The organism is Faecalibacterium sp. BIOML-A4, assembly GCF_009679665.1.
GTDB classification, from domain to species: domain Bacteria; phylum Bacillota; class Clostridia; order Oscillospirales; family Ruminococcaceae; genus Faecalibacterium; species Faecalibacterium taiwanense.
Genome location: NZ_WKZG01000006.1, coordinates 108,495 through 128,423 on the forward strand (window position 1 = coordinate 108,495; position 19,929 = coordinate 128,423).

Genomic DNA, 19,929 nt, shown 5'->3' on the forward strand with positions numbered 1-19,929 from the left:
TACGGTCAGCTGATAAACGCCTTCCTCTTTGAGGGAGGTGTCACCGAAGGTGACGGAAGGAGTTTTTGCCGCTCATTTTATTTCTTCTAAAAACGGCAAAGCCGCCGCAGGGGAAAACGCTCCTGCGGCGGTGCCGCCGGCAACGATGCCGGTTGGATGGAACTTCCGTGTGAAAGTGTGAAAACACACGAAAGGGAAGATGTTATAGCTGCTTACTTGACCTCCGGCCAGTTCTTGGACAGCTTTGCGCGCTCCTTGATGGACAGGCCGAACAGGTTGATGAAGCCTGTTGCATCAGCCTGATTGTAGTCCTCGTCCTCACCGAAGGAAGCGGTCTGCTCGTCGTACAGGGTGTACGGAGAGGTGACACCGGCGTTGATCATGTTGCCCTTGTAGAGCTTGAGCTTCACATCGCCGGTGACGGTCTTTTCCAGACTGTCGGCAAAGGCATCCAGAGCCTCGCGCAGCGGGGTGAACCACTGGCCGTTGTAAACGATATCGGCATACTTCTGGGCCAGCTGAGCCTTGAAGTGAGAGCTTTCCTTATCCAGAGTGATGGTCTCCAGCACATTGATGGCCTTGTACAGGATGGCACCGCCGGGGGTCTCGTACACACCGCGGCTCTTCATGCCCACCAGACGGTTCTCCACGATATCCAGCAGGCCGATGCCGTTCTCGCCGCCCAGCTTGTTCAGGTGCTCCACCAGCTCCACAGCGCCCATCTCCTTGCCGTCCACAGCGGTGGGGATGCCCTTTTCAAAGTGGATGGTCACATAGGTGGGAACATCGGGAGCCTGCTCGGGGCTGATGCCCAGCTCCAGGAAGCCGGGCTTGTTGTACTGGGGCTCGTTGGCGGGGCTTTCCAGATCGAGGCCCTCGTGGCTCAGGTGCCACAGGTTCTTGTCCTTGGAGTAGTTGGTCTCGCGGTTGATCTTCAGGGGGATGTGGTGAGCCTCGGCGTAGTCGATCTCCTCGTCACGGCTCTTGATATCCCACTCACGCCACGGAGCAATGATGGCCATATCGGGGCACAGGGCCTTGAGGGTCAGCTCAAAACGCACCTGATCATTGCCCTTGCCGGTGCAGCCGTGGCAGATGGCGTCTGCGCCTTCCTTGATGGCGATATCAGCCAGAGCCTTGGCGATGCAGGGACGTGCAAAGCTGGTGCCCAGCAGGTAGTCCTCGTACTTTGCGCCGAACTTCAGGGTGGGGAAGATGTAGTTCTCCACGAAGTCCTTCTTCAGGTCCAGCACGTACAGTTTGGAAGCGCCGGTAGCCTTGGCCTTTTCTTCCAGACCATCCAGCTCCGTGCCCTGACCCACGTCACCGGAGACAGCGACGACCTCGCAGTTGTTGTAGTTTTCCTTCAGCCAGGGAATGATAATGGAGGTGTCCAGACCGCCGGAGTAAGCCAGCACGACTTTTTTGATGTTTTCCTTTTTCATAGGTGACGCTCCTTTTTCATAAAAATACACTTTTGTTTTCTGATGCGCACTTTCCCTTCGCATCCTCTTCCGTTGCGTTTCGGTTGATGCTTTTATTATACGCCGCGCTGTTTTTTCGTCAATAACAAAACCATACAAACCTTTTTTGCTTCCGGCGCCTGATTTTCGTTCATGTTGCATCTTTATGCGTTATTTGCAGAATATATTCATATTTTATGCATTTGCACAGTATATATTCGGGGCACATGCATCCCGCCCGGGGCATGTGCGGACTACAGCACACGGAAAGAATTCACACCGCAAAAACAAAAAGCCCGGGACCCTTTTGTGAGCCGTCTGGCCCTGAAAGAGTCCCGGGTTTCGTTTTCGCTTTATGCGCCGGAAAATGGCCCGCCCGCCGCCGTCCATGCGGCGCACAGCAGTTCCTTCTGGGCCTTGGGCAGCTGCTTGAGGGCATACTCCCGCCGCAGGGCGGCGCGCTTATCCGCGCACAGTTCCAGATAGGCAAAGCCCCCGGCCCCTCTGGCACGGGTGTACTTTGCGCCGCGTCCGCTCTGGTGGGCGCGCAGGCGGGCGGCAGGGTCGGTGGTCCAGCCGGTGTACAGCGTACCGCCGGTACACCGCACCATATACACAAAGGCGGGCTTTGGCCGGGCGCACGGCTCAGATGCGGCCATTGTTCTTTAACACCTGACGGCAGGCGGCAAGGGCAGTTTCCTTATCCTTGGCGGTGATGAGGAAGCGGCTGGCGTGGCAGAAGCTGATGCCCGGGATGCCGCTCTTCTGCTCAATGACCTCCTGCGGCTGGCCGGCCCAGCTCTGGGGGAAGGGGAGTTTGGGGCGCTTGGTCTTGTGGTCGGTGACGCACTGGGCGCTCCAGCCGCCGCGCTGGCTGGGGTAGACCACAAACAACGCGTCCGTCTTGTACAGGCCGTTCTTCCACGGCAGATAGCAGGGCAGCACCACGATGCCGTCCCGGGAGTTTTTGTAAGCCTGCTGCACCTTTTCGTCGGCGCGGTTCACGGCGTTGGCGCTGGCGATCTGGTTTTCCAAGATCTGCTTTGCCACGGCCACCGCCTTGAAAAAGCAGGTGTCCTGATCCTCTTTGGAGTCCCACACCGGGTTAAAAAAGCCAATGGCATCGCACAGGCTGTTCTGCTCGCCGGTGTTATCGTTGAGGTCCAGCGGCTGGATGAAGTTCTCGTCAATAAGCCGGGCCTGACGCTCACCCACAAGGCCGGGGCCGAGCACCCGCCACAGCAGGCCGAGGGCCGCATAGGGCACGCCATTGGGGCGGTACTCCCGGGGCTCCTGATGGTGGTCGAACATACCAAAGCCCACATCGTACACGATGCCGTCAAAATCATCCGGCACCACAAAGCCGCGGGTGATCTTGATGTCCGGGCGCAAAATTTGCAGCAGGGCAGTGGCAAACACATCGTCGGCGTGGAACTTGCCGGCGTGGGTGAAGCCGTTTGCAGGAATTTTCATAGATGTACCTCGTTCCCAATAAAATGTCTGGCAACAGTATAGCACACTTTGCAGAAAGGGACAACGAAAAGCCCCGGAACGGGCACGCCATTCCGGGGCTTTTTGAGCGTATTCTTACTTTTTCTTTGTGGTGCGTGCTTTTTTAGCGGCAGGAGCGGCGGGCTTTTCCGCCGGGGTGGTCTCCGGCTCGCCCAGAGCCAGAATGCTGCTCAGCTCCTTCTGCACAGCGGCGTTGTTGTCGTCGGTGACGGCCAGCACATCGGAATAGAACTGCTCCATGCCCTCGCGGGTGGAGAAGGTGGCAACGTACATCTGGTTGCCCATGGCGCCGCTCAGCGCGTCCGGCATGCGGTCCACCATGCGCATGTTCTGCTGGTACTTCTGCATGATCTGCTCGTGGCTGTACACAAAGTGCTTGCCGTCGCGGCGGCCTGCAAACGGGCAGTAGAAGTGCTCGCCCACCGGCATATCGGTGCCGCCAAAGGCGATCATGTCCGCCCAGATCTTGTAGACGTTGGTGGAGCGGGCAAAGTTGATCATGTCCGGGGTAAAGCCGCCGCAGGGGCGCATGTTGACCTCCAGCGCCACGATCTGGCCCTTTTTGCCCATGCCGGCCTGATCCTCGGTCATGCGGAAAAACTCAAAGTGGATGAAGCGGCTCTTCACGCCAAAGCTCTTGACGGCGGCACGGCCTGCAGCGCGGGTGTCCTCGGGCAGGTCCTTGATGATGTAGTAGATGGAGTTGTCGTTGTCGTTGACGATATCCATGATGGACATGGGGCTGACGTTGCCGGCCTCAAAAATGGGGTTGCCGTTGGCATCGATGATGGCATCGTAGCTGTTCACCTCGGCCCGGACGAACTCCTCCATGATGTACTCCACATCCGGGTGATGGGCCGTCTTCTGCACGAGGAACTTTTTCAGGTCCTCGTCGCTGGACAGCTTGTGGGTATCGGATGCGCCCACGCCGTTATCCGGCTTTACCACCACCGGGTAGCCCACCTCGTCGATGAACTTCCGGCAGCCCTCGTAATCGTCCACCATGTGGTAGCGTGCGGTGGCGATGCCGGCCTTCTGGTAATACTCCTTCATCTTGCTCTTGTACTTGATGCGGGGCATATCGGAGGTCTGGAAGCCGGAGGTGATGTGGAAATCGGTGCGCAGGGCTGCGTCCCGCTCCAGCCAGTATTCATTGTTGGACTCCAGCCAGTCGATTCGGCCATACTTGAATGCAAAGAAGGCCACGGCGCGGTAGACCTCGTCGTAGTTTTCCAGACTGCCCACCTTGTAGTACTCGTTCAGGCTGTCCTTCAGCTCTGGCTTCAGCTCATCGTAGGGCTGGTCGCCGATGCCCAGCACATTCATGCCGTTGTTTTTCAGCTCACGGCAGAACTGCCAGTAGTTGGTGGGGAAGTTGGGCGAAATAAAAATAAAATTCTGCATGGTTTTATGATTCCTCTTTCCTCTATAAAAACTCCCTCCGTCACGGCTTCGCCGTGCCAGCTCCCTCCGGGAGGGAGCCTTTTTCCATTGCGGAGAACTTTTGCAAGGCCCCCTCCATGAGGGGGCTGTCTGCGAAGCAGACTGGGGGAGTTCCCTGTTTACTGCTCACCCAGAATATACGGCATGTAATATGCAGTCTGCTTATACCACCAGTTCCAGTCGTGGTTCACATCGTGGCCCCACAGGTCTACCCAGATGGGGATGTTCTTGGCCTCGAAGATGCGCTTGAGGAGCCATGTGGTGTCCGGCTGCTCCCAGTCGCCCTGACCGCAGCAGATGACCGCCTTCTGGCTGCGGAACAGCTGCATGTAGGGGTGATCCTCCGGGAAGTTCTTCATGTAGTCCACGGGCGAGTTCATGTACACCAGCTCGTCCATATAATTGCCGAAGCCATAGTGGGCCGTGTAGATGCCGCTGAGGGCCAGACAGCCGCAGAACACATCCGGGCGGCGCAGGTACAGGTTGACCGCATGGGTAGCGCCCAGACTGCAGCCAAAGGCAATGACACCGGGCAGGTCGTCCCAGCCGTTGCGCTCCTTGGCCATATACTGGATCTTGGGCACAGCCTCCTCCACGATATAGCGCAGCCACTGCTCATAGCGGCGGATGCGCCAATAAGGGTCGCCCTGCGTGTCGGACCAGGTCTCCTTGTCCATGGTATCAATGGAGATCACCATGATCTTACCAGCATCGATCCATGGGGCAAGGGTGTCGGCCATGTGGAAGTTCTCAAAATCGAAGAAGCGGCCATCCTGACAGGGGATGTACAGCATCGGGCGGCCTGCGTGGCCGTAAATTTTGCACTCCATGTCGCGGCCCAGCGCCGGGCTGTAGTCCTTAAAATACTGCATTTCCATGGTGTTTCCTCCTTTTAGGGTTTACTCCTCCACCTCATACATCAGAGTATGGAACATAAAGGGCAGCTGTTTTTCCCAACTGGCTTCGCTGTGGGTGCCGCCGGGCACGATGCGGCTGGTAAGGTGGATGCCCCGGGTCATGACCTTTGCGCACATCTCTGCAAAGCCGCAGCGCATCCCGTCGTGGTTGCCCATCTCGCGGGAGCCGTAGTCCATGTACAGCACGGTGCCCGGCTCCAGCTTTGCGCGGCCCACAAGGCCGGAAAGCTTTTCCGGCGACACCCAGATAGACGGTGACAGCGCCGCCGCACGGCTGAAAGTGTCGTTGTACTGCAAAAGGGCGTACAGGCTCATCAGACCGCCCATGCTGCTGCCGCCGATAAAGGTGTGTGCCCGGTCGGGCAGGGTGCGGAAGTTGCGGTCGATGAAAGGTTTGAACCGGTGGATATACCAGCTCATGGTGGCCTGACCCATGCCGTCAAAGTGGCCGAACTGCGGGTCGTCGAACCGGTAGGGCGAATACTCCACCAGCCGTTCGTTGTTGGCTCCGGCGTTGCACTCCACCGCCGCCACGATCAGCGGGGTGTCGGTGTAGTCCAGATAATCGGCCACGCCCCAGCTTTTGCCAAAGGTGGCATCCTCGTCAAAAAAGACGTTCTGACCGTCGAACATATACAGCACCGGATACCGGCGGTCGGGGTCAGCTTCATACATCGTGGGCAGATAAACATATACTCTGCGCTGCTCGGTGCCGTTGACGGCAGGGTAGCTCACGCTCCATTTTTTGACCATGGGTCCATTCCTCTCAATCTTTCCCGCACGCCTGCCGCAATGCAGGCCGCTGTTCTGTTTTCAGTTTAGCACTGCAGGGCACAGAAAGCAATTGCGCCGGGAAATTTTGGAGGTTTGACGGAGAGGCGGCTTGCCCTCTCCGTCTGCTCGCTTCGCTCGCATCCACCTCTCCCAAAGTGAGAGGCCTTGGCAGTACGGTAAAGTTTCTGGTTTTGCCAAGGGCTCCCCCTTTGGGGGAGCTGACACGCGAAGCGTGGCTGAGAGGGCGAGGACGTTATCCTAATATACGGCAAACGCCGCCGAGCGGAGGCCTGGCGGCGTTTGCTGCTATTCTGAATAAAAAGGTTTTCTCCGGAGAATCGGGATCAGTTCTTTTTCTCAACAGGCACGATCCAGCCCTTGGTATCGGGGATCTTGCCCCACTGCATACCGGTCATGGTGTCGTACAGTTTCTGGGTGACAGGGCCGATCTTGCCGTCGCCGATGTAGGCGTGCTCGCCCTTCCAGACCAGCTCCTTGACGGGGGAGACGACAGCGGCGGTACCGGTGCCGAACACCTCTTCCAGCTTGCCTTCGCGGGCAGCAGCCATGATGTCGGCAATGGCGATCTTGCCCTCGACGACCTCATAGCCCCAGTCCTTCAGCAGCTCGATGCAGCTGCGGCGGGTAACGCCGGGCAGAACGGTGCCGACGGTAGCAGCGGTGTACACCTTGCCGTCGATCTTGAACATGATGTTCATGCTGCCAACTTCCTCGACGTACTTCTTCTCCACGCCGTCCAGCCACAGCACCTGTGCGTAGCCCTGCTCCTCGGCCAGCTCGCCGGCCTTGATGGAAGCAGCGTAGTTGCCGCCGCACTTGGTGAAGCCGGTCAGGCCGGGAGCGGCGCGGATGTACTCGTCTTCCACATAGATGCGGACGGGGTTGATGCCCTCGGCATAGTAAGCGCCCGAGGGAGCGCAGATGATGCAGAAAATGTAGTGCTTGGAAGCGTGCACGCCCAGACCCACGTCGTTTGCGAACACGAAGGGACGGATGTACAGGGAAGCACCGTCGGAATGGGGCACCCAGTCACGGTCCACATCCACCAGCGTTTCAACCGCCTGAATGTAGTCCTCCACAGGGATCTTGGGGATGCACAGACGGTCGGCGGAGTCCTGGAAACGCTTTGCGTTGCAGTCCGGGCGGAACAGCTGGACGGTATCATCGGCCGTGCGGTATGCCTTCATGCCCTCAAAGATCTCCTGAGCGTAGTGGAACACGACAGTAGCCGGGTCCAGTTCAAAGGGGCCGTAGGGGACAATGCGGGCATCGTGCCAGCCTTCGCCCTCGGTGTAATCCATCACGAACATATGGTCGGTGAACTTCTTGCCAAAACCCAGATTGCTCTCGTCAGGCTTTGCCTTCGGAGCAGTGGTACGGGTGATCTTGATATCCAACATGATTTATTTTCCCTCTTTCCTGATCTCGGGCGCAGCGAGTGAAAATGCGCCCGCAAACACCGAATGTTGTTTTCTATTATAATAATATGAATGTGATTTACAAGGAAACGAAAAATCTTTCATCTTTGGACAGGTTAAGTTGCGCTAAATTGCCTGCTTTTCCATGTGCAAACTGCCCAAAATATGATACAATGAGGGCATAAGCCGGATCTTACAGGCTCAGAAAGGAGCTTTTGCACAATGATAAAAGGTGTTATTTTTGATATGGACGGGCTGATGTTCGACACCGAGCGCATCTGGGCCACCCTGTGGAAGCCCGCACTGGCCACACTGGGCCTTCCTTATAAGGAAGGGCTGGACGCTGCCGCGCGCGGCTCGGCAGGCGATTCCATGCGGGCCGTGCTGCGCCGCTTCTACGGCCCGGACTGCGACACCGATGCCATCATGGATGCCCTGCACGCGCAGGCAGAGACGGCCTTTCAGGCACCGCCGCCCAAAAAGCCGGGTCTGGATGAACTCATCGCCTATCTGGAAGCGCAGCACATTCCCATGGTGGTGGCTTCCTCCAGCCGGATGGCATCCATCCTGCGGCACCTCAACAACTGGCACATGACCGATCACTTTCAGGCCCTTATTTCCGGCGAGCAGTTCACCTCGTCAAAGCCCGACCCGGAGATCTTCCTCACCGCGGCCAAGGCGCTGGGTACCACCCCGGCTGAAACGCTGGTGCTGGAGGACAGCTACAACGGCGTGCGCGCCGGTGCGCGGGGCGGCTTTGTCACCGTGATGGTGCCGGACCTTGCCCCCGCTGACGACGAGATGCGCCGTCTGTACACCGCCGAGTGCAAAGACCTGCGCGAGGTGAAAAAGATGCTGGAGGAGGGGAAGCTTCTTTCCGAAACCTGAAATATACAGTTGGTCTTTTACATTTTCACGCTAAAAAAGCGGAGAACATCCTCAAGGAAGTCTTTGCCCGCCTTATCCAGCAGTCCTCCCGTGTGGAGCTGGGCAAGAAGTTTGAAAGCGGCTTCTATGCCAAGCCCGACACCCCCAGCCCACAGGCTGTACCCGCCGCAGGCGAACCCACCATCTCCATGACAGCTCTTTTGGAATTGCTCAAGGATGCCGACCCGGAAATGAAGGCAAAGCTCCGCCTGGCACTGCTCACCTGATGCAAAAAAGGGCACTGATTGCAATGCAATACAGCGCCCTACATTATCGGACATGGAAAACACCGACCGTGCAAAAACCGTGCAGCCATGGCTTACAAAACAAAAAAGCCATGAAATCTTTCGATCCACAGCTTCCACGGTAGACATTCCTACGCGTTGGGACCCGCGGGCTAAGCAACAGCAACGGGTTGCGTTAGCTGATTTTTCCGCAGCCCCTTGGTAGGGCTTTGAAAAATCAGAACGCGGCCCCAACAACTCCTCCCTGTTTCAGCCGCAGGCTGCGGTCGTCGTTGTTGCACTGGGCTGATTGCTTGCGGCGCTATGCGCCGCCGCCCTGTTCGAGCCCCTTCCATCGCGCAAACAAAAAAGAAAAACCAGCACACAATGTGTACTGGTTTTTCTTGGTGCGATGGAAGGGACTCGAACCCCCGGCCTACTGATTCGTAGGAACCGAATAGCGCATTTTGTCCATTTCATTATTCAACGTCAAATCGCTATTTCGATCGAATTACCGTCATTTTGCCGTTGTTGTTCTATTGTATTCTTTGCATTGCTTGCACGGTTTTACACCTATTATCCATCCTTGCGATGTGCAGAAAATGTGCAAAAGTGTGCAGAGCTAAAATCAGCCCGACAAGACGGTCTCAAAATGAGCGACTTTCCTGCTGGATTTTTGAGGCATCAGCAGCACAAAAATTCCCTATTTCATCCAGACAACAATCTTACATGATACACCGGTTCTTTGGCAGGGTTTAGGACATCCGAACAGACACCGTTTTACATAGAAATGAGGTTCACCATGAACAAGCTGCTTTCCTGCCACTTCAATATGGATACCAACCGGATGGAAGCCCGGTTCGAGGGTAGCACCACCATTGCCATCGACTGCGCCGCTGTGGAGGACGAATACGGAAACACCCCGGTACAACGGGCGGAACTGGACTGGCTGCTCTACAATAAGCCGTTGGAGTACGCACAGCTTGTGCTGGGTGGAGAGGTGGATCATTACTCTGCCTTGGAGTTAATGACAGGCACTGCAAACATCATAACAATGTACAGCAGTGACACGACAAAGGTGCAGGTACCGGCAGCGGTCAGCAGCTTTTTCAGCGGATTCAGACCAAGGCTAGCAATGTAGCAGCCCAGCAGCAGGATGCAGAAGGTCGCCAGTTGGATGTACAGGGTGGGGACAGAATCGTAACTTTCCGCATTGCGGAAGATCGCCCAGCTCAAGGCTTTCAAAAAGCCGCTGCCTTTGCTGGCAATATAGGTGATGTGGCAGGCCCAGTAGGTTCAGCCTGCATAATAGGCCAGCTTTACATTGGTGGTCTAGTGCAGCCATGAGCTAACGCTGCCCTCACTCTTGACCGTAAAATCCAGCTCGCCGACCATCAGGGCATAAGGAACAAAGTAACGCGCAAACATCTGGATCCAGCTGAAGATGATCTGCGGACCATTGAAGTACACAAAGTCATTTGTGACACTGCCGAATCCCCATACGGTTGAGAATGTCATAAACGCAAGGATCAGCCATGTGATTTTGGTGGTTTCTTTTGTCGCTGACCTGCAAACAGCCTCCTCTTTCTTTTTGATCTTCAAGTAAAACGGTCAGACTTTTTTCGTCAAAACTATATTATTTAACCAAACAACGATATATTTTGATTGATTTCTATGCCAGTATAGCATAATTGACCACCCGTAATTTAGGTAGTCAACCAAATTGCTGCGATATTGATGTTCTGTATGTTGCATTTTTAAGGCTGTAGCAAAAAACAGGGCATATCCCTCAACGAAGGGGTACGCCCTGCTTTTTATCTCTGAATCTTTGGCCTGCGTGTTATGAGTCGCTGCAGCGCAGTCTGGCCCGTTCTGCCCGCTTTGCTCGTTGTGATTTTTCATACTGCACGAAATGCCTTCTATTTCTATTATTTATTACTTTTGAGGCAGTTCCGTTTTTCCACCTTTGGCATTGCGCTCCTTTTTCACCTTCTGGTCAAAGCCCTGACGACTGTTGCTCAAGTGAGCGACCATCAGTCGGTAGGCTTCGTCCCCGTCGTGGGCTGCCACCGCTTTGTAGATCTCTCCGTGAATGGACACCCGGGGACCGTTAGACAGACGGGGAACCAGCAGGCTGTAAGAAGCCCGCACCGATTTGATAATCACCGGAAGCATCCGCTCAAAGACGGGGTTTTTGCTCATGCGGCACAGGAAGGTGTGGAAGGCAATGTCCTTGGCGGTGATGGCCTGGATCACCTCCGGGGTGGTTTTCTTTCCCTGCAGCTGCGCATCCAGCTCGTCGATATCCTCGGCTAACTGCTTCAGGAGCACCAGCTCTTCCGCATCGCCACGCTGGGCGGCAAGACGACAAACAGAAGGCTCCAGGATCTGTCGAGCCTCAAACAGATAGGTGTTCAAATCATCACTGGCGATAAAGCGTAGCCCCAAAGGATCGTCAGACAGGCCCGGCACGGCGCTGACAAAAGTGCCGCAGCCACGGCGGATTTCCAGAACATCCCGAGACACCAGCGTTTTGATTGCTTCCCGGATGGTGATGCGGCTGACGTCAAAGGTCTGCATCAGCTCCTGCTCTGGGGGGATCTGACTGCCGACCTGCCAGTTGCCGCAGATAATCTGATTTTCAATTTTGTTTGCCACGATGGCAGAGAGCGTTTTATTAGAAGACATGGGTAATGGCTCCGTTCTCTGATCCTTTCCAGGATTGAATTTGGTGCGGGAATTTATGTGAGATCCCTATAAAAAGTCTTTGAATATAGTATAAATGGTTCGCAGGCAAATGTCAACGCTGAACGTAGAACATCATACGTATGATATTGATTGTGACTTTTCGACAAAAAAGGCCGCTTCAGTTTATGAAAGGTTCCATCTTGTAAAATCGTAAACAATCTGTTAAGCTTTACACATAAGACATATGACGAGTGTCATATGATGAATTATATTTTGGAGGAGAGACTATGGACATTCTGTACGTGATTCTCACAGCGCTCCTGGTTGTCGCTGCCGTAACCATGATCCTGAAAAAGGTCGATACTCGGTTGACCTTCCTGTTTTTGGGCGTCATCGGTCTGGCTGCCGCTACCATCGTCACCGGCCAATCTGTGCTGGGTGACTCCACCACCGGCAATGTATGGCTGGACATTTTTGATGTGATCCGCGCCAAATTTGTCAGCACCATTTCCGGCACCGGTATCCGCCTGATGATGATCGGCGGCTACGTCATGCTGATGAACCACACCAAAGCGGCTGATGTGCTGGCCCTTGGCGCCAGCAAACTGCTGAAACCCATTAAGAACCCCTACATCGTGCTGGCTCTGGTTTACATGATCGGCGCTGTGCTAAAGATTTTTATCACCAGCCAGATCGCCCTTGGCCTGCTGTTTATGGCTACCATGTTCCCCATCCTGACCCGGATGGGCGTCAGCAAACTCAGCGCGGCGGCTGCCTGCGTGGCCATCGGCGGTATGGACCTTGGCCCCAACGACTCCACCGGCATCTTTGCCGCCACCGAGATCCTAAACTGCACCCCTATGGATTGGTTTACCAACTACGAGCTGATCATTGGACCGGTGATCATCGTCTGCGTCGGCATTTTCATGGGTATCTGGTTCCAGTATATGGATAAGAAGGAGTTCGGCGGTCTGGTGATCCCCGAAGAAGCCAAGGAGGACATGAAGATCTCTGACCTCGGTGTGCCCGCCTTCTACGGCGTCTTCCCCCTGATCCCCCTGACGCTGGTAGTCGTGTTCAGCTTTGTGGACGGCATAAAGATGGACGTTATCACCGCCCACATCATCTGCTTCTTCCTGTTCTTCATCGTGGACCTAATCGTAAAAAAGGACATGAACCGCCTGCAGGATAACCTGAAAAAGCTGTGGGTCTGGATGGGCAACTACTTCAACAACATCATCGTTCTGATTTCTGTCGCCTCTGTTTTTGCCGAAGCCATCAAGAAACTGAAGGGCATCGACGTTCTGTGCGGCATGCTGTCCCACATCGGCGGCGCCGTGATCATCGTGGCCATTGCGATGGCCGCCATCCAGATCGGCACCGCGCTGCTCACCGGCTCTTCCAACGCTCCCTGGTACGCTTTCGGTTCGATGGGTGCGGATATGGCCGCAACGCTTGGCGTACACAACGGTCTGCTGCTGGTGCCCATGCATCTGACCGGCGGCCTGTCCCGCTGCTTCTCTCCCTTCTGCGGCGCGATGATTGCCGTGTCCGGCATGGTGGAGACAGAGCCGATGGCCCTGTGCAAGCGCAACGCCGTTCCCATGCTGTTCGGCGTGCTGGTCTGCTTTATCGCAACCTTTGTTGTATTCGGACTTTGATTTTTACTCTGTTTTTTGAGGTGAAATGCTATGAGACACAATTTTGACGAGATCATCAACCGGCGAGTCTCCGAGTGCAAGAAGTACGAGGCTGCCTGCTATCCAGAGGACGTGCTCCCGATGTGGATCGCGGATACGGACTTTGCCGTACCGGCAGAAATTTCCGAGGCCATCCAGCAGCGGGCAAAGCACCCCTGCTTCGGCTATCCCATTGAGTCCTTTGAGTTTGAAGAGGCGGCAGCGCGCTGGGAGCGCGTCCGCTTTGGCTGGAACGTGGACCCTCACTGGGTCAAGTACGCCAACGGTGTTCTTCCGTTCTTGATGTACGCCATCCGAGCCTATTCTTATCCCGGCGACAAGGTGGTCATTCAGCCCCCGGTTTACCCGCCCTTCTCCGCTATCGTACGCAACAACGGCCGCCAGCTGCTGGAGAACCGCCTTGTGCAGGACGAAAACGGCAAATATCAAATTGATTTTGACGATCTGGAGAAGAAGCTGAAGGATCCCCGCACCAAGCTGTTCTTTATGTCCAACCCCCACAACCCCGCTATGCGCTGCTTCACCCTTGAAGAGCTGAAGCGGATCGGTGAGCTGTGCCTGAAGTACAACGTACTGGTAATCTCTGACGAGATCCACTGCGATCTGACTTATCAAGGTTACAAGCACATTCCCTTTGGTTCCATCAGCGAGGAGTTTGCAAACAACTGCATCGTCCTGATTAACCCCAGTAAAACCTTTAACATTGCCGGGTTCCGTACCGGAGCGGCCATCATCCCCAACAAACGCATCCGGGACAACATCGAAATCACGATCGTAAACAACAAAAACTATGGCCGCACGATCTTTGGCATGCTTACCTTTGTCACGGCCTACACCAAGTGCGACTATTACGCGGATGAGATGATGCAGTATCTGCAGCAGAGTCGGGATATGATGATGGCTTATATGAAGGAGCGCATCCCCCGCATCAAGCTAGCAGAACCGGAAGCGACCTATCTGATGTGGCTGGACTGCCGGGATCTGAATATGACCCAGGACGAACTGAAGGCATTCATGTTCAACAAAGCAAAGCTGGGCCTGAACGACGGCGCCACCTTCGGTACAGGCGGCACCGGCTTCATGCGCATGAACATCGCTTGTCCGCGGTCCACCGTGGAACAGGCGCTGGAGCAGCTGGAAAAGGCTGTAAACGCGCTGTAATATCCTGAAATGCACAGGCCGGGTTCGCTTTAGAGGGTTCGGTCTGTGTCACTTGTACTTTTTGCGTCAATCTGGTATGATAAAAACGTTTTCTCTTGCATCGAAAATCGAAAGGAGACGACCCATGAAAAAACGAATCCTTGCAGCGTTGCTTGTTTTCGTTGCATTATTGACCGGATGCAGCAGGAAGGAAACGACCGGACAGTGGCCGTCTCAAAAGATCGAGATCGACGTCTGTTACACCGCGGGCGGCACGGCGGATACCGTTGCCCGGCAGCTGTCAGCGCTCATGTCCCAGCAGCTGTCTACCACCTTCAATCTGGTAAACGTTACCGGCGGTTCCGGTTCTATTGCCGGCCAACAGGTGTACGCTGCCGCTCATGACGGCTATACCTGGCTGGGAGATGTGGCGCACACGGTATCTGGCTGGCGCACCCTTGGGTATGCCGATCTGGGCTGGGAGGATTTCTACGGCTTCTATGCAGCCTCTTCCCCTTATGTACTGTTTGTTTCCGGCAATTCTCCCTACCAGACCGCACAGCAGCTGTTTGACGCCATGCGGGGGGACCCCTCCATGAAGTGGGGCAACGCCGGTCTGGGAAGCATTAACCAACTGACCGGCTCGCTGATGCTGGAAAAGCTGGGCCTGAAGGGCAATTCCGTTCCCTACGACGGCGGCCGTTCCGCCGCCATCAAAGTGGTAGCCGGGGAAGTGACCTGGTCTTGGTGCGGTTTGTCCGATATTCTGGATCTGGCACAGAGCGGCGATATCCGCATTCTGGGCATCTGCGACAGCAGCCCCCGGGAGATCGACTGTGCAAAGGGGAATTATACCGTACCCAGCCTTCTGGACGACTACCCCGAGTTGAGCGATCTTCAGGGATTGCTGTATTGGGGCTTCCGGGTTTCCCGAGATACACCGGCAGACGCCGTGGCAAAGATCCGCGACGCATTCCAGAGTACTGTGGACAGCAAAGAGTGGGCGCAGTTTTGCCAGACCAAAGGGCTGGAGCCTGCGGCAATAATCGGCACAGAGAGCGACGAAATATGTGCAAAGCTGGAATCCATCTATGCATGGGGTCTGTATGACGCCGGGATCTCTACAATCAACCCGGCCGATTACCAGATCCCAAGGATCGAGGATTTCTCGTTCCCAGCCAATGACCGCACGGCTGCGGCGCAGGCATGGCCGGAATAGGAGAGCGCATTATGGATAAGAAAAAACTGCGCCAGTGTGCAGAAGGCTTGATCGTGACGGCAGCGGGACTGGGATACGTCCTCCTCTCTCTCGGCATCCGCAGAAATCCCGTAAAAACCGACGGTTTTTGGGGCTTGCTGACGGAAGCTAAATTCCTGCCGCTGTTGCTGTCTGCCATGCTCACCCTGCAAGGCGTGCGTCTGACAGCAGCGCTTTGGAAGGGGCAGGAGGTTTCGGCAGGCGGCCATAGCATAACAAAAAGATCCGTTTCTGTGGTCCTGCTGACACTTGCCTATTTGCTGTTGATTTCCAAAGTAGGTTTTACCCTGCCGACCGCGGCGTATTTAACGGCCATCCTGTTTCTATTGAACCGAGGCAGGCGTCCACTGGAGCTGCTATTGCTCAGCGGAGTGTACTGTCTGGCGGCTCTCTTGTTGATCCCCGGCGTGCTGGGATTGCAGCTTTTGTAAAATGGGAGAATGCACATGTTTTCTGAATGGCTCTATCTGCCCGAGGCGGCAGCTGCGTTTCTGTGCGATCCGGGCGTCTGGCTGTTCCTGATCGGCGGCGTGTTTCTGGGCTTTGTTGTCGGCGTCGTGCCAGGACTTGGGCCGACGATGGGCATGGCGCTTTGCCTTGGGCTGGTATTCCACTTGGAGTACACCCACGGTATGGCACTGCTCGTGGGCATTTTTGTGGCCTCGTGCGGTTCTGGCGGCATTACCGCCAGCCTGATCAACATCCCCGGCACACCCGCAGCAGCGGCGACCTGTCTGGATGGCAACGCCCTGACAAAGCAGGGCAGAGGCCGGGAGGCCGTAGGTTATTCCATTGCAGCGTCTGTTGTGGGAACGCTTGTGGGCACGATCCTTATCTTCCTGATCCAGCCCTTCGTGACTGGCATCGCCCTGAAGTTTGGCGATTGGGAGACCTTTCTGTTCTGCGTTTTCGGTCTGCTCATCTGCGGCTCTATTTCTGGCGGCAGCCGGCGGCGGGGGTGGATTGCCGCCTTGGCGGGGTGCCTGCTGTCTCTGACCGGAGCGGATGGGGTACAGTCCGTGCTGCGCTTCACCTTTGGGCGCGGAGAATTGTTGTCGGGCTTCAACAGCGTTATCGCCATGCTAGGGCTGTTTGGCCTTGGAGAGGTTCTCTACACGCTGTGCGCTCCCGAACCGGAGCGGACCGTGGAAAAGACCGGCTTTCCACTCATCAACTGGACGGTCTTGAAAGCCAATCTTGGCAACATGCTCCGTTCCGCTCTGGCGGGATTGTGGATTGGCTTCATCCCGGGCATCGGCGAGTCTGCCGCTTGCTGGTTTTCCTACGATCTTGCCAAGCGCTCCTCCAAGCAAAAAGAGAAGTTCGGCCACGGCTCCGAGGAAGGGATCATTGCGGCGGAAGTCGCCAACAATGCCTGCTCGGCCGGTGCGCTGATCCCGGCTCTGTCGCTCGGGATCCCCGGCAGTTCCACAGCGGCGATCTTTCTGTCGGCTATGTTCATCATGAATCTGCGTCCCGGCCCCACGCTTCTGATCGAGTCACCGGGCATCCTCTGTGGGCTGTGCCTGTTATTGCTGATGGCCGCAGCGGCAATGGGTGTCGTCTCCTTCCTGTGTTCCAAGCTGACGATCCGCATCCTGACCATTCCCCAAAGTCTTCTGATGCCGCTGGTGGCGGTGCTGTGCGCAATAGGCGCTTACAGTGCCATAGGAACACCGTTTGCCCTGATCCAGCTATCGCTTTTTGGTCTGCTGGGATATCTGATGAAACTGTATCGCTACCCGATCGCACCGTTTGTGCTGGGCCTTTTGGTTGGACCCACTGCAGACACCTCCCTGCGACGGGCGCTGATGCAGTACTCCGACAACATTTTCGGACTAATCTGCCGTCCTTTTGGGTTGGGCCTGATGGCAGTGCTTGCACTGCTGTTTGTGCTGAGCCTGAAAAGTGAACGTGCAGTCCGCAAGCAACAATAGAAAGGAAAGAAGTGTCATGTCCAACAAAGCAATTTATACAGCCGCTGCTCCTTCGGCCATCGGTCCCTACTCTCAAGGGATCTCCGCCAGGGAATATGCATTCATTTCCGGTCAGCTGCCCATTGATCCCGCTACCGGCGCCTTCCCCAGTGAGGACATTGCAGCGCAGACTAGGCAGTCGCTCCTGAACCTGAAGGCAATCATCGAGGCCAACGGTATGACAATGGCAGACGTAGTAAAGACCACCGTGCTACTGGCAGACATCAACGAGTTCGGTGCCATGAACGAAGTGTACGGCGAATTTTTTGCAGAGCCTTATCCGGCCCGCGCAGCCTTTCAGGTAGCAGCACTTCCAAAGAATGCAAGGGTAGAGATCGAAGCCGTCGCCGTCAAACGCTGACGGATCGCTTTGATGAAAGACAGCCGAACGGCGCACTGCATCCAAGGTGTGTTCTGTCAAACAGACAGAATAATAGGTTTATAATAGTTTTGGGGTCGGGATTTTTCCCGACCCCAGTATTTGTTTAGAATTTGCTTCTTCCGCTCCGCTGTTTTGAAGCAGCCGCAGCATGTTCTGACACAAATCACATGAACCGTGCGCCGACCGTGCAGAAACCGTGCGCCCATGCTCTGATACCATATATAATGATGATGCCGCCCACCTGTGGAGACCCACGGTGGGCGGGCATTTTGCGTTTTCAGATGGACTGGAATCCTTTGCCGATGATCTTGCTGGAGTTGACAATGGTCAGAGTCCTCCCGGCGCAGGAAATCCCGCAGCAGCCCTGCCTGCCGCCGGGTCAGCGCCACCATGATCATGGTGCGGGGCTCGCCGGTGTACACGCCGGTAGCGTCCTGCTGGGTCGCTGTGCGTCCCAGTGTTTCCGTAACGAAATGCCGGATGGGCTCCGGCCTTGAGGTGATGACCGTATCCCCAAAAGTGGGGACATCTTCACAGGTGGGTGCACCTTCTGCCAGGAAGCCGCCGGGCACCACAATTCTGTGATAGTGCTATCAGGCAGACCGGGCAAAGGGTCGTAATTGGGTTACGCTCAATTTTGAGCGCATCCAACACCAGCGCAATTTTACGCCGATCTATGGCAGTCCGTCAGATTGACCCCATCGCCGCTTGTGTCGGGGTGTGAATCTGGTTCATGCCCTTTTCCCCACAGGTGGAGAAAGCTGCTCTGACATATCAACAGTTCAGATTGTAGGTAGGTGGGTCGTGAAACACTACACACCCAGCCCATAGCAGGGGTGAGGATTGCCCATTATACAGCCGTATGATATAGGGCAAAGCATACAGAACAGGGGCGTACACTGTCGCACAAACAGGTTTTTCTTGAATTTGTCGCATTTTTGTCACACTTTCCAGCCATTTTGACAGCTATATAAAGCAAGAAATCCCACGATTTACACCGTATTTTCAACGGTCAATCGTGGGATTTTACTTGGTGCGATGGAAGGGACTCGAACCCCCGGCCTACTGATTCGTAGCGCACGCCGGGCGATTCCCTCAATTTTTGGAAGTTACGTTTTAACGTCATCTCTCAGCGATGCATCGCAAGTTTTGAGCTTGGAGTTTCTGCACCCTTTGTCCGATTTTGCAACGATTTGCACCCTTTGCACGTTTTGAGACCGTGCAAAAACCGTGCAGAAACCGTGCACTTACTCCCGGACAAATGAAAAATCGATTTATCCGACAACGACTTGACGGCATTGGTTCGAGTGACCGCACACCAAAAATCAAGTTCGGTCAGTATCCATACGCCAGGGCACCGCCATCCACGGCAAAATCCTGACCTGTGATGTAGGAGGCTCCATCGCCCACCAGGAACTCGGCCATCTTGCCCAGATCGCGGGTATCGCCGTAAGCATGCAGGGGCATCCGGTTCAGGATCTTCTGCTCACGGGCGGCGTCCACCACCTGCTCGTTCATCTTGCTGCGGAACCAGCCCGGTGCGATGCTGTTGACGGTGATGTTGTCCCCGGCCCACTCCACAGCCAGTGCGCGGGTCATAGCCAAAACAGCGCCCTTGCTGGTGCAGTAGGGCACCACCTCGCTGAAGCCCAGATGTGCGCTCATGCTGGTGATGTTGATGATGCGGCCCTTGTCCGCGCTCTTCTTCAGGTAGGGGTAGCAGACAACGCTCATCTCAAACAAATACTTGACGTTCACGTTCATGATGTTGTCAAACTGTTCCATAGGGAAATTTTCGGCACGGCATTTATAGCTGACGCCTGCATTGTTCACCAGAAAATCAAGGCAGCCATTGTGCTTTGCGGCAAGCTCTGCCACCATAGCCTTCATGGCTTCTACATCGCCCACATCGCCCTTCAGGTGGACAACGCCCGATGCGCTTTCTCCCACGCCCTCTTTGGGCCTGCCGGTACGGCTGATCACGTAAACCGTTGCGCCGGCCTCTGCCAGCACATTTGCGATCTGGAAACCAATGCCGCTGCTGCCGCCGGTGACGATGCCGGCCTTACCCTTCAGATCTGCCATA

The 19,929-nt window shown here is 55.6% G+C and carries 20 protein-coding genes and 1 pseudogene; 9 read left to right on the forward strand and 12 right to left on the reverse strand.

The annotated features are described in order from the left end of the window. Positions 1-212 precede the first annotated feature (212 nt). The 7 genes from GKG34_RS05780 to GKG34_RS05810 form a co-directional block, all read right to left on the reverse strand. A complete protein-coding gene (locus GKG34_RS05780) occupies positions 213-1,445 on the reverse strand; it encodes an argininosuccinate synthase (RefSeq protein WP_154255777.1) in 1,233 nt (410 codons plus the stop codon). 371 nt (positions 1,446-1,816) lie between these two features. Beyond that, positions 1,817-2,122, reverse strand: coding sequence for a GIY-YIG nuclease family protein (locus tag GKG34_RS05785; RefSeq protein ID WP_154255778.1), 306 nt, complete (start codon positions 2,120-2,122; stop codon positions 1,817-1,819). Next, entirely contained in the window at positions 2,109-2,936 is an 828-nt protein-coding gene (locus GKG34_RS05790) for an MYG1 family protein (RefSeq protein WP_097781097.1), read from the reverse strand. Before GKG34_RS05790 ends, GKG34_RS05785 begins: the two co-directional genes overlap by 14 nt. A 114-nt stretch (positions 2,937-3,050) precedes the next feature. Beyond that, on the reverse strand, positions 3,051-4,379 hold the full coding sequence (locus GKG34_RS05795; protein WP_154255779.1) for an ATP-grasp domain-containing protein: 1,329 nt from the start codon (positions 4,377-4,379) through the stop codon (positions 3,051-3,053). A 158-nt stretch (positions 4,380-4,537) separates the two neighbouring features. Beyond that, on the reverse strand, positions 4,538-5,296 hold the full coding sequence (locus GKG34_RS05800; protein ID WP_154255780.1) for an alpha/beta hydrolase-fold protein: 759 nt from the start codon (positions 5,294-5,296) through the stop codon (positions 4,538-4,540). 21 nt (positions 5,297-5,317) lie between these two features. Further along, a complete protein-coding gene (locus GKG34_RS05805) occupies positions 5,318-6,088 on the reverse strand; it encodes an alpha/beta hydrolase-fold protein (RefSeq protein ID WP_005939058.1) in 771 nt (256 codons plus the stop codon). 365 nt (positions 6,089-6,453) lie between these two features. Beyond that, complete coding sequence (locus GKG34_RS05810; RefSeq protein WP_005939052.1) at positions 6,454-7,530, reverse strand: branched-chain amino acid aminotransferase; 1,077 nt, start codon at positions 7,528-7,530, stop codon at positions 6,454-6,456. Positions 7,531-7,770: 240 nt separating this feature from the next. Here GKG34_RS05810 and GKG34_RS05815 point away from each other — a divergent pair, with 240 nt between their 5' ends. The 3 genes and pseudogenes from GKG34_RS05815 to GKG34_RS05825 form a co-directional block, all read left to right on the forward strand. Next, entirely contained in the window at positions 7,771-8,436 is a 666-nt protein-coding gene (locus GKG34_RS05815) for an HAD family phosphatase (protein ID WP_005939046.1), read from the forward strand. Positions 8,437-8,528: 92 nt separating this feature from the next. Continuing rightward, positions 8,529-8,702 (forward strand): hypothetical protein, encoded by a 174-nt coding sequence (locus tag GKG34_RS05820; protein WP_242821922.1) that lies wholly within the window; start codon positions 8,529-8,531, stop codon positions 8,700-8,702. Positions 8,703-9,501: 799 nt separating this feature from the next. After that, positions 9,502-9,720 (forward strand): annotated as a pseudogene (locus tag GKG34_RS05825) (DUF6061 family protein); the annotation flags it as partial. 311 nt (positions 9,721-10,031) lie between these two features. On the opposite strand, the gene GKG34_RS16125 reads toward GKG34_RS05825, so the two are convergent. The 3 genes from GKG34_RS16125 to GKG34_RS05840 all read right to left on the reverse strand — a co-directional run bounded on the left by GKG34_RS16125 (position 10,032) and on the right by GKG34_RS05840 (position 11,387). Further along, positions 10,032-10,217: a hypothetical protein gene (locus tag GKG34_RS16125; RefSeq protein ID WP_347563428.1), complete on the reverse strand. Its 186-nt coding sequence runs from the start codon at positions 10,215-10,217 to the stop codon at positions 10,032-10,034. A 93-nt stretch (positions 10,218-10,310) separates the two neighbouring features. Further along, positions 10,311-10,601, reverse strand: a complete 291-nt coding sequence (locus GKG34_RS05835) for a hypothetical protein (protein ID WP_154255781.1) — start codon at positions 10,599-10,601, stop codon at positions 10,311-10,313. 33 nt (positions 10,602-10,634) lie between these two features. Further along, positions 10,635-11,387 (reverse strand): FadR/GntR family transcriptional regulator, encoded by a 753-nt coding sequence (locus GKG34_RS05840; RefSeq protein ID WP_154255782.1) that lies wholly within the window; start codon positions 11,385-11,387, stop codon positions 10,635-10,637. 287 nt (positions 11,388-11,674) lie between these two features. On the opposite strand from GKG34_RS05840, the gene dcuC reads away from it, so the two are divergent. The 6 genes from dcuC (at position 11,675) to GKG34_RS05870 (ending at position 17,822) form a co-directional block, all read left to right on the forward strand. Then, the gene (gene dcuC, locus GKG34_RS05845; protein ID WP_154255783.1) at positions 11,675-13,048 is read left to right on the forward strand and encodes a C4-dicarboxylate transporter DcuC; all 1,374 of its coding nucleotides are present in this window, start codon (positions 11,675-11,677) and stop codon (positions 13,046-13,048) included. 30 nt (positions 13,049-13,078) lie between these two features. After that, entirely contained in the window at positions 13,079-14,248 is a 1,170-nt protein-coding gene (locus GKG34_RS05850; RefSeq protein ID WP_154255784.1) for a MalY/PatB family protein, read from the forward strand. Between the two features lie 124 nt (positions 14,249-14,372). Next, positions 14,373-15,446: a tripartite tricarboxylate transporter substrate binding protein gene (locus GKG34_RS05855; RefSeq protein WP_173015223.1), complete on the forward strand. Its 1,074-nt coding sequence runs from the start codon at positions 14,373-14,375 to the stop codon at positions 15,444-15,446. A gap of 11 nt (positions 15,447-15,457) precedes the next feature. Continuing rightward, entirely contained in the window at positions 15,458-15,916 is a 459-nt protein-coding gene (locus GKG34_RS05860) for a tripartite tricarboxylate transporter TctB family protein (protein WP_173015224.1), read from the forward strand. A 15-nt stretch (positions 15,917-15,931) separates the two neighbouring features. Then, positions 15,932-17,422, forward strand: coding sequence for a tripartite tricarboxylate transporter permease (locus GKG34_RS05865; protein ID WP_173015225.1), 1,491 nt, complete (start codon positions 15,932-15,934; stop codon positions 17,420-17,422). A 16-nt stretch (positions 17,423-17,438) separates the two neighbouring features. Further along, positions 17,439-17,822, forward strand: coding sequence for a RidA family protein (locus GKG34_RS05870; protein WP_154255788.1), 384 nt, complete (start codon positions 17,439-17,441; stop codon positions 17,820-17,822). A gap of 56 nt (positions 17,823-17,878) precedes the next feature. On the opposite strand, the gene GKG34_RS05875 is transcribed toward GKG34_RS05870, so the two are convergent. Both GKG34_RS05875 and GKG34_RS05880 read right to left on the reverse strand, forming a co-directional pair. Beyond that, positions 17,879-18,415 (reverse strand): DUF2179 domain-containing protein, encoded by a 537-nt coding sequence (locus GKG34_RS05875; protein WP_154255789.1) that lies wholly within the window; start codon positions 18,413-18,415, stop codon positions 17,879-17,881. A 763-nt stretch (positions 18,416-19,178) separates the two neighbouring features. Beyond that, complete coding sequence (locus GKG34_RS05880) at positions 19,179-19,928, reverse strand: SDR family oxidoreductase (RefSeq protein WP_005938387.1); 750 nt, start codon at positions 19,926-19,928, stop codon at positions 19,179-19,181. Position 19,929: the final 1 nt, after the last annotated feature.